This window comes from Streptomyces sp. NPDC059092 (assembly GCF_042756365.1).
GTDB lineage: Bacteria > Actinomycetota > Actinomycetes > Streptomycetales > Streptomycetaceae > Streptomyces.
Map to the genome: position 1 here is coordinate 42,686 of NZ_JBHZEJ010000066.1, position 7,510 is coordinate 50,195.

The following is a 7,510-nucleotide window of genomic DNA, read 5'->3' on the forward strand; positions in this document are numbered from 1 at the left end:
AAGGGGGCACGGAAACCGGTTTGGGTCCTGGCCCCGCCTGCGCCGACAATGCGGAGCATGGGACATGTAGAGGCCGCGCACCTGGAGTACTACCTCCCCGACGGGCGGGTGCTGCTCGCCGACGCCTCCTTCCGCGTCGCGGAAGGAGGCGTCGTCGCCCTCGTGGGGGCCAACGGCGCGGGCAAGACGACGCTGCTGCGGATGATCGCGGGGGAGTTGCAGCCGCACGGCGGGACGGTGACCGTGAGCGGCGGGCTCGGGGTGATGTCGCAGTTCGTCGGGTCGGTGCGGGACGACGGCACGGGACGCGACGAGCGTACGGTGCGTGACCTGCTGGTCTCGGTCGCGCAGCCCCGCATCAGGGAGGCCGCCGAGGCCGTGGACCGGGCCGAGCACGCGATCATGACGGTCGACGACGAGGCCGCGCAGATGGCGTACGCGCAGGCGCTCAGCGACTGGGCGGAGGCGCGCGGCTACGAGGCCGAGACCCTGTGGGACATCTGTACGACGGCGGCGTTCGGCGTCCCGTACGACAAGGCCCAGTTCCGCACCCTGCGCACACTCAGCGGCGGCGAGCAGAAGCGGCTGGTGCTGGAGGCCCTGCTGCGCGGTCCCGACGAGGTGCTGCTGCTCGACGAGCCGGACAACTATCTGGACGTGCCGGGCAAGCGGTGGCTGGAGGAGAAGCTGAAGGAGACCCGTAAGACGGTCCTCTTCATCTCCCACGACCGGGAGCTGCTGGCCACGGCCGCCGAGAAGATCGTCAGCGTGGAGCCGGGGCCCGGCGGCTCCGACGTGTGGGTGCACGGCGCCGGGTTCGGTACGTACCACGAGGCGCGGCGGGAGCGGTTCGCGCGGTTCGAGGAGCTGAAGCGGCGCTGGGAGGAGAAGCACGCGCAGCTCAAGCGGCTGGTGATCAATCTGCGGCAGGCGGCCTCGGTCAGCCACGAGATGGCCTCCCGGTACGCGGCGGCGCAGACCAGGCTGCGGAAGTTCGAGGAGGCCGGACCGCCCCCCGAGCCGCCGCGCGAGCAGGAGATCACGATGCGGCTGCGCGGCGGCCGTACCGGCGTACGGGCCGTGACCTGCAAGGATCTGGAGCTGACCGGCCTGATGAAGCCGTTCTCGCTGGAGATCTTCTACGGCGAGCGGGTGGCCGTCCTCGGTTCGAACGGCTCCGGCAAGTCGCACTTCCTGCGGCTGCTGGCCGGCGAGGAGGTCCGGCACGGCGGCGAGTGGAAGCTCGGCGCGCGGGTCGTGCCGGGGCACTTCGCGCAGACCCACGCGCACCCGGAGCTGCTGGGGCGGCCGCTCGTCGACATCCTGTGGACGGAACACGCGAAGGACCGGGGCGGCGCGATGAGCGTGCTGCGCAGGTACGAGCTGGAGCGCCAGGGCGACCAGCCCTTCGACAAGCTCTCCGGCGGCCAGCAGGCGCGCTTCCAGATCCTGCTGCTGGAGCTGGCGGGGACGACGGCGCTGCTGCTGGACGAGCCGACGGACAACCTGGACCTGGAGTCGGCGGAGGCGCTCCAGGAGGGCCTTGAGGCGTACGACGGGACGGTGCTGGCGGTGACACACGACCGCTGGTTCGCACGCTCGTTCGATCGCTATCTGGTCTTCGGCTCGGACGGGGTCGTACGGGAGACGCCGGAGCCGGTGTGGGACGAGCGCAGGGTGGTGCGTGCGCGGTGAGTGGTACGGGCGCGGTGGGCGGTGCGGAGACGGTGGGCGGGGACGTGGTGCGTGGCGGGCTTGTCCCGGTGTGACCCCCGTTTTGACCCGTACGGGGCGGCGGCGGTATTCTGCTGGTTCGTTATGCGTATTGGCTTGGTCGTTCTCACGCGAGGGGCCCTTACGCCGGTTCACCGGGCCGATGGACAGCGGTAGGTGCACGGGTTGCGTCCCCGTCGCATCACCATGGCTGTCGTGATCGTCCGGGTGGCCTTGTCAGGACCCGTCCCACAACCCTCGCGGGCTGCGGGAACCTCATCACTGAAGAAGCGAAGGCATACGACCGTGCGTACGTACAGCCCCAAGCCCGGCGATGTGACGCGCCAGTGGCACATCATCGACGCGCAGGACATCGTCCTGGGCCGTCTGGCGACCACCGCCGCCAACCTTCTGCGCGGCAAGCACAAGCCGATCTACGCGCCGCACGTTGACACCGGTGACTTCGTCATCATCATCAACGCGGACAAGGTGCACCTGTCCGGCAACAAGAAGACCCAGAAGATGGCGTACCGCCACTCCGGTTACCCGGGTGGTCTGCGTTCCGTCCGTTACGACGAGCTGCTGGCGAAGAACCCCGAGAAGGCCGTCGAGAAGGCCATCAAGGGCATGATCCCCAAGAACACCCTGGGCCGTCAGATGATCTCGAAGCTGAAGGTCTACTCGGGCGACCAGCACCCGCACGCTGCCCAGCAGCCGGTGCCGTTCGAGATCACCCAGGTCGCGCAGTAGTTCCGGCCACCCCCTAAGACGAAAAGAAATCTGAGGAGCATCGTGGCCGAGACCACTGCAGAGACCCCCGTCGAAGGCGCCGAGGTCGAAGAGACCTTTGACGCCGTGACGACCTTCGAGTCGGAGGTCCCCGTCGAGGGCGAGTACACCTCCGAGTCGCTGGCGGGCCGCTTCGGCGACCCGCAGCCGGCGGCCGGCCTGGGCCGTCGCAAGAACGCCATCGCCCGCGTCCGGATCGTTCCGGGCACCGGCAAGTGGAAGATCAACGGTCGCACCCTTGAGGAGTACTTCCCCAACAAGGTGCACCAGCAGGCTGTCAACGAGCCCTTCAAGGTGCTTGAGCTCGACAACCGCTACGACGTCATCGCCCGTATCTCCGGTGGCGGCGTCTCCGGTCAGGCCGGCGCCCTGCGCCTCGGCGTGGCCCGCTCGCTCAACGAGGCGGACGTGGACAACAACCGCGCCACGCTGAAGAAGGCCGGCTTCCTGAGCCGCGACGACCGTGCGGTCGAGCGCAAGAAGGCCGGTCTCAAGAAGGCCCGCAAGGCGCCGCAGTACAGCAAGCGCTAAAGCGCACCCGGCCGGCTCAGGCTTTCACAGCCTTTCGGCCTACCGTTCGCCCCGGCGGCACTCCGTGCCGCCGGGGCGTTCGTTTATCGCGAGCCTCGGGCGTATAACAGCATTCAGGGTGCACGAGAGTGCAGCCGGTGCTCAATGGCCTTACGTGTATGTGCATGGCTTCGCATTTTCGGATCATTTTCGGAGCGCTTGGGTTTTCGGAGCGCTCTCGTCCAGGGCGGCACTGGCGCCGCTCAGGCGTTCTCGGAGGGAGAGCTGTGGGACGACTCTTCGGCACGGACGGCGTGCGCGGTGTCGCCAACGCCGACCTGACGGCCGAGCTTGCGCTCGGTCTGTCGGTCGCGGCGGCGCACGTGCTCGGCGAGGTGGGCACGTTCGAGGGGCACCGGCCCACGGCCGTGGTCGGCCGAGATCCCCGCGCCTCGGGCGAATTCCTGGAGGCCGCCGTGGTGGCGGGTCTCGCGAGCGCGGGCGTGGACGTCCTGCGCGTCGGTGTGCTGCCCACCCCCGCGGTGGCGTATCTCACCGGTGTGCTGGGCGCCGACCTCGGCGTGATGCTCTCCGCGAGTCACAACGCCATGCCCGACAACGGCATCAAGTTCTTCGCCCGGGGCGGGCACAAGCTCGCGGACGAGCTGGAGGACCGTATCGAGACGGTGTACGAGCAGCACAGCACCGGCGAACCGTGGGCGCGGCCGACCGGCGCCGGCGTCGGTCGGGTCCGCTCGTACGACGAAGGTTTCGATCAGTACGTGGCACACCTGATCGGCGTCCTGCCCAACCGGCTCGACGGCCTCAAGGTCGTCCTCGACGAGGCGCACGGCGCGGCGGCCCGGGTCTCGCCCGAGGCGTTCGCCCGCGCGGGCGCCGAGGTCATCACCATCGGCGCGGAGCCCGACGGCCTGAACATCAACGACGGCTGCGGCTCCACCCACCTCGGCCTGCTGAAAGCGGCGGTCGTCGAGCACGGCGCGCACTTCGGCATCGCCCACGACGGCGACGCGGACCGCTGCCTCGCCGTGGACGGCGAAGGCGAGGAGATCGACGGCGACCAGATCCTCGCCGTACTGGCCCTCGCGATGCGCGAGGCGGGCACCCTGCGGGGCGACGCCGTGGTCGGTACGGTCATGTCGAACCTCGGCTTCAAGATGGCCATGGAGCGCGAGGGCATCCGCCTGGTCGAGACGGCGGTCGGCGACCGCTACGTCCTGGAGTCGATGAAGGAGCACGGCTACGCCCTCGGCGGCGAACAGTCTGGCCACGTCATCGTCCTCGACCACGCCACCACCGGCGACGGCACCCTGACCGGCCTGATGCTGGCGGCCCGCGTCGCCGCCACCGGCCGCACCCTGGCCGATCTGGCGGGCGTCATGCAGCGGCTGCCGCAGGTGCTGATCAATGTGCCCGACGTCGACAGGGCGCGGGTGCGGACCTCCGCGGAACTCGCCTCGGCGGTCTCGGAGGCGGAACGCGACCTGGGCACCACGGGCCGCGTCCTGCTCCGCCCCTCGGGCACGGAACCGCTGGTACGGGTCATGGTCGAGGCCGCCGACATCGAACAGGCCCGCGCGGTGGCCGGGCGGCTGGCCGACGCGGTGAAGTCGGCGCTGGGCTGACCGCCGTCCCGGCACCGGGCACCGGCCTCAGAGCAGGCTGCGCAGCGTGAGGCCGATGCCCACGGCCAGCACCGCGAACGCGGTCAGGACCGTGCCGTACGGGGTGTAGCGGCGCAGCGCCGGGAGGCGCCGCTCGCCCAGGGCGGCGAGCCGGCCGCCACCGCCCGCGAGCAGCAGCCCGGCGGCGGTCAGGGTGAGCGCCATCCCGAGGCCGTAGCCGACGACGAGCAGGACTCCGAAGGACGTACGGCTCAGGGCCACGGCACCCAGCAGGACGACGAGGGCGGACGGGCTGGGCACCAGTCCGCCCGCGAGCCCGACGCCGAGGAGGGCGGGGAGCCCGCCGCGACGGGGCTTCGTGGGGCCGGTCCCGTGGACGTGTGTGCGTCCGTGTCCGCGTCCGTGTGCGTCGGTGTGAGTGTGCCCGTGGTGGGTGTGGGAGTGGGTGTGCCCGTGTCCGTGGGTGTGGCTGTGCCCGTGATGCCCATGGTGTTCGTGATGTGTGTGCGCCGAGGGGAGGCGCCCCGTCCGTAACGCTCGTACCGCCGTCACCACCAGCACCGTCCCCAGCACCGCGATCACCGCGCCGCTGACCGCACCCAGCCACCCCAGCAGCCGTTCCCCCAGGAACCCGCCGCCCGCCGTGAGCGCCAGCCCCATGGCCAGGACCCCGGCCGTGTGGGTCGCCGTCACCGTCGCCCCGACCGCCAGCGCCGCGCGTACCCCGCCCTCCCGGCGGGCCAGACAGGCGGCGACCGCGAGCTTGGCGTGCCCCGGGAGGGCGGCGTGCCCGGCGCCGAGGAGCAGCGTCAGCAGCACGGCGAGGAGGCCCACCGGCAGGGTGAGATCCCGGCCCGAGGTCAGGGCGGTGAGCCGGTGCTCCAGCGCGGGGAAGAGGACCGCGTCCCGGGCCATGGCCTGAACGGCGGGCGCCGCACCCGCCGTCGCCGCACCCGCCGACTCCGGACCGGCGGGCCCTGGACCGGCCGACTCCGCCCCGGCCGCCCCGGCCGCTCCCGCCGCGCCCGCCGCGCCCGGCTCCGTACGGAACGTCGCACCGGTCACGTCGAGCGGCTGCTCGCCCTCGCCCGTCGGATACCGCCGCAACACCTCGGTCGGACTCCCCGCCGGTACGGACGACGCCGTCAGCCGCACCCCGTCCCCGGCCACGGCCGTGATCTCCTTCCAGCCGGTCCGCGCCACGTCCGCCCCCGAGGCGAAGGTGACGCCGGCCGGCCGGGAGAGCGCGGCGTCGGCCCGTAACGCGCAGGTCAGCCGGGCGACCGGGAGACCGGCCGCCCCCTTCCCGTACGTCAGGGTGGAGCGGCCCGTACGCCAGGCGGCGGGCTCGCCACGTACCGAAACCCTGGTACGGCGCGCCAGTTCGGCGCACCGCTCGGCCGCCCGGTGCGCGGCCTCGGCGGGGGAGACCGTGCCGTCCCGGTCGGTGTCCGTGGCGTCCTGGTCCTGCGCGGTGGGGATCTCCGCGCTGTCGACGACGGCGGTGTCCTCGATCCGGTCGTGGGACAGCCGCAGCCCGTCGTGGTGGTTGACGCTGAAGTTGCCCAGCGGGTGGGCGTGGGCCGCCGTCGGCACGGCCGCCGACAGCAGCAGCGTGAGGAGCGCGAGCAGGGGCGCCGTACGGCGGAGGCCCGGCATCAGCCGCTCCAGTCGGCGCGGTGGGGAGCGGGCGGGGAGTAGTACGGGTTGAGGGCGGCGGCCTCACGCAGATGGCGCGCCGCCTCCGCCCTCCCCAACTCCTGCTCGATCACGCCCCGGTGGTAGCGGAACATGACGTTCCGCCATCCTGTCCCGGCCGCGCGGATCGCGTACGTGAGGGCCTCCGCGTCCCGCCCCGCACGGTGCAGCGCCCATCCCAGCGCGTCGGCGACGATCACGCCGCGGGTATGGGTCCACTCCCGGCGCATCAGCTCCACCGCCACCTCGGGATCGCCGTGATCGGCCGCGTAGAGGGCGAGATGCGGGTCGACGGGGCCGCCGTCGGCGCGCGCCAGCCGCACCTGCGCAGCCAGCGCCGCCCCCTCGCCGCCCTGCCCCGGATCCCCGGACGCCCGGCGCAGCTCCACCGCCTCCAGCAGGAACTGCGGCAACGGCGTCCGCGCGACCAGCTTCCCGTACAGCGCACGGGCCGTGTCGGTCTGCCCGCGCGCGGCGGTCACGCGCGCGATCCCGGCCTCCGCGTAGGGATGCGCGGGGACGGCGTCCAGGGCGCGCCGGTAGTGCCACTCGGCCGCGTCCGGATCGCCTCCGGACCCGAGCAGATCGCCGAGGCGGGCCTCGGCGAAGGCCCGTTCGTCCTGGTTCGCCGCGCTGTCGACGGCCCGTTGGAGCGCGATGGCCGCGTCCTCGGGCCTGCCGTGGGTCTCCAGGTCGTACGCGGCCCTGCTGTACGCGGCGCTCGCCGGGGCGATGTCGAGCAGCCGCTGTACGGCGGCCCGCGCCGCCGGGTAGTGGCCGAGCTGGATCTCGGCGTCGGCCAGGACGGCGTAGGCGTCCGGCCGGTCGGGCGCCATCCGCGTTCCGCGCAGCGCGTGTTCGCGCGCGCCGGCGAACTCGTGCCGGGCGTTGGCGAGCATTCCCTGGCCGGTCACGGCACCGTAGTTGCCGCTGCCGTCGAGGGCGAGGGAGAGGCGCAGCGCCCGGTCGGCGGTGTCGAGCGGCCCCGCGTCGAGGGTGGTGCGGGCCCGCTCGATCGCGGCGCGCGCGAGCCCGTTCCAGGCGGCGGGGTCGTCGGGGAACGCCTCCGTGCGACGCCGGGCGGAGGCGACCGTATCCCCGGAGCCGGAGCCGGAGCCGGAGCCGGAGCCGACTGTGGCCCCGGGGCCACGGCC

At 72.6% G+C, this 7,510-nt stretch carries 6 protein-coding genes; 4 read left to right on the plus strand and 2 right to left on the minus strand.

What is annotated here, in order from left to right:
* Positions 1–48: 48 nt before the first annotated feature.
* The 4 genes from ACFXPL_RS29510 to glmM all read left to right on the plus strand — a co-directional run bounded on the left by ACFXPL_RS29510 (position 49) and on the right by glmM (position 4,658).
* A complete protein-coding gene (locus ACFXPL_RS29510; protein ID WP_384925279.1) occupies positions 49–1,695 on the plus strand; it encodes an ABC-F family ATP-binding cassette domain-containing protein in 1,647 nt (548 codons plus the stop codon).
* A 324-nt stretch (positions 1,696–2,019) separates the two neighbouring features.
* Positions 2,020–2,463 carry a 50S ribosomal protein L13 gene (gene rplM / locus ACFXPL_RS29515; RefSeq protein ID WP_384925281.1) on the plus strand — a complete coding sequence of 148 codons (444 nt, stop codon included), beginning with the start codon at positions 2,020–2,022 and terminating at the stop codon, positions 2,461–2,463.
* A 42-nt stretch (positions 2,464–2,505) separates the two neighbouring features.
* On the plus strand, positions 2,506–3,033 hold the full coding sequence (rpsI, locus tag ACFXPL_RS29520) for a 30S ribosomal protein S9 (protein WP_329828631.1): 528 nt from the start codon (positions 2,506–2,508) through the stop codon (positions 3,031–3,033).
* 266 nt (positions 3,034–3,299) lie between these two features.
* On the plus strand, positions 3,300–4,658 hold the full coding sequence (glmM, locus tag ACFXPL_RS29525) for a phosphoglucosamine mutase (protein ID WP_384925283.1): 1,359 nt from the start codon (positions 3,300–3,302) through the stop codon (positions 4,656–4,658).
* A gap of 27 nt (positions 4,659–4,685) precedes the next feature.
* Here the strand turns inward: glmM and ACFXPL_RS29530 are convergent, their stop codons facing one another.
* Positions 4,686–6,317: a nickel transporter gene (locus ACFXPL_RS29530; protein WP_384925285.1), complete on the minus strand. Its 1,632-nt coding sequence runs from the start codon at positions 6,315–6,317 to the stop codon at positions 4,686–4,688.
* On the minus strand, positions 6,317–7,510 hold a 1,194-nt coding region (locus ACFXPL_RS29535; protein WP_384925287.1), incomplete at its 5' end, for a tetratricopeptide repeat protein. The genes ACFXPL_RS29535 and ACFXPL_RS29530, both read right to left, overlap by 1 nt.